Source organism: Micromonospora sp. NPDC049089 (genome assembly GCF_040648775.1).
Lineage (GTDB): Bacteria > Actinomycetota > Actinomycetes > Mycobacteriales > Micromonosporaceae > Micromonospora.
Map to the genome: position 1 here is coordinate 1 of NZ_JBEZEH010000378.1, position 2202 is coordinate 2202.

The 2202-nt window shown below is 69.6% G+C and carries 1 protein-coding gene; it reads right to left on the reverse strand.

Annotated elements, in window-relative coordinates:
* Positions 1-77: 77 nt before the first annotated feature.
* A complete protein-coding gene (locus tag AB0B48_RS32880; protein WP_357208498.1) occupies positions 78-1973 on the reverse strand; it encodes a CocE/NonD family hydrolase in 1896 nt (631 codons plus the stop codon).
* Positions 1974-2202: the final 229 nt, after the last annotated feature.

Genomic DNA, 2202 nt, shown 5'->3' on the forward strand with positions numbered 1-2202 from the left:
ACGACCGTGTGGTGCTGGTCGGCGTGCGGTTCGTGGATCCGCAGCTTCAACTCGCCCGGCACCCGCTGCTCAGCCGGTCAGAGGCCGGCGGCGTGCGCGGCGGCGGTACCGCCGACCACAGGCAGGACGATGTTGCTGCTCTTCAGAGCGACCTGCAGGTTCGCGGCGGTGGTGTCCGCCTGGCTGGAGTACTGCGGGTAGCTGGCCACGATGATCACGCCGATCCGGTGGCCGGGCTTGAAGACATAGTCCTCGGGCAGCAGCGGGAAGCTGAAGTTGTACGACTCCCCCTGCACCAGCGGCACGGCGACGCGGATCGACTGCCGGTTCTGGGCGTCCATGATGCCCTTGGTGACCAGCTCGTAGTCGGCGGTGGCCACCCGCTTCGCCGTCTGCTTGTAGCAGCCGTCGTCTGTCGGGCTGCTCTCGCCCCAGCAGTCCGATGTGTCCAGGGTGATGATCCCCTCGCCGGAGGCCCGGTGCGCGACCCGCTCGTCGGTGCCGTAGTCGACCAGGATCGCCCCGAGGTTGGTGTCGGTCTGGTCGGCGGAGGCCCGCAGTTGCACTGTGGGTGTGCCGGAGATGTGCAGCGGCGCGGAGAGTGGCGCGGAGAGGAAGGCCAGCCGGTTGGGCTGCACCACGTCCGGGTTGAGGATCATGGTGTTCTGGCTCTGCGTGCGGCTGTCCTGGAACGCCCCGGTCGCCGGCTTCGAGGTCGGCACCAGCCCGAGACCGCCCGCGCCGGTGGTGGCGGGCTGCAGGAACACCTCCGTGTCCGCCTTGCCGGGAATCGGCCAGTCGGCGTGGGTCTCCCACACGTCGGCGGAGCGCTCCAGGTCCACCCGCGGCTCGTCCATGATGCCGTTGGCGACGTTCTGCAGCCAGAAGTCGAACCACCGGTGCAGCGTCGACACCCACACCGCGCGGCGCGAGTCGAACGGGTCGACGTGGCCCTCCTGCGACAGCCACAGCTTGCGCGGCACGTTGTTCTCCGCCAGGGCGTACCAGAACTTGCTGAAGTGGTCCGGCCGGACGTTGTCGTCGTTGAGGCCGTGGTAGAGCAGCACGCTGGCGGTGACGTTGGGGACCTTCTTGACGTAGCTGCGCTCGTTCCAGAAGGCCGTGTAGTCGCCGTGCTCGTCGCCGTCGGCGGCGCCAATCGCGTCGCGCACCGGCTTGCAGTACTCCCGTCGCTCGGGGTTGGTGACCGTGTTGGCCAGCGACGACACGTAGCTGTTGCCACGGGTGACCACGCCGTTGCTGCGCACGTAGTCGTAGTACTCGGTCGGTCCGCTGATGGGCACGACAGTGGTCAGGCCCTTCACGCCGGTCACCGCCGTGGCCATGGCCAGCGAGCCGTCGTACGACTTGCCGATCATCCCCGTCCTGCCGTTGTGCCAGTCGGCCTTGACGACCTCACCGGCGGCGTTACGGGCGGTGGCCCGGCCGTTGAGCCAGTTGATGGCCTGCTTGGCGCTGAGGTTGTCCTGGTTGGCGTTGGTGGTCGGGCAGCCGGTGGAGTTGTTGGTGCCGACCATGTCCAGCAGGATGACCGCGTAGCCGCGCGGCACGAAGTAGTTGTCGTAGAACAGCGGCCACTTGTCGAGCAGCCCGTCGCCGTCGAGGTCCGCCTTGCACTCGGACTCGTTGCCTCGGCAGACCGTCGAGTAGTAGGGGCTGGCGTCCATCACGACGGGGGCCTTGAGCCCCTGCGCGGTGGCCGCCGGCCGCATCAGGTCGAACGCGATGATGTCGCGCAGACCGTCGTTGTCGCTGTCGAAGGTGGAGTCGATGAACAGGCGTTCCCGAATGGCGTCGGCGTAGCCGAACACCGGCTGGGTGACGCCGTCCTGGACGACGATCGACGGCGGGCCGTCCGCCGCCTGCGCCTGCGGCGCCGCGCCGAGGGCGGCGAGCACAGTCGCGGACAGTACGGCCACGCCTGTGCGCCAGCGCGTTCCCACTGTAGGCATGCAATCTCCTTGATGTGTCCGAGGCTGCGTACGCTACGAGCCGACGGCCTTGTGCCACCACCTGCACGTGTAGGAACTTCACCGGGTGTGGTTCGACGGGGCGCGGCCCTCGTCCGCGGGCAGCGTGCTCGGGGTACGGAAGTGCCTCGGTGGGGGGGGGGGCCCGGGGCGGGGGGGGCGCGCCCCCCGGGGGGGGGGGCCGGGGGAGCGGGGGGGGGGGCCCCCCCCC

Coding starts and splice junctions, on each gene's coding strand:
- AB0B48_RS32880 (WP_357208498.1), bottom strand. CDS start 1,973: ATGCCTACAGTGGGAACGCGCTGGCGCACAGGCGTGGCCGTACTGTCC.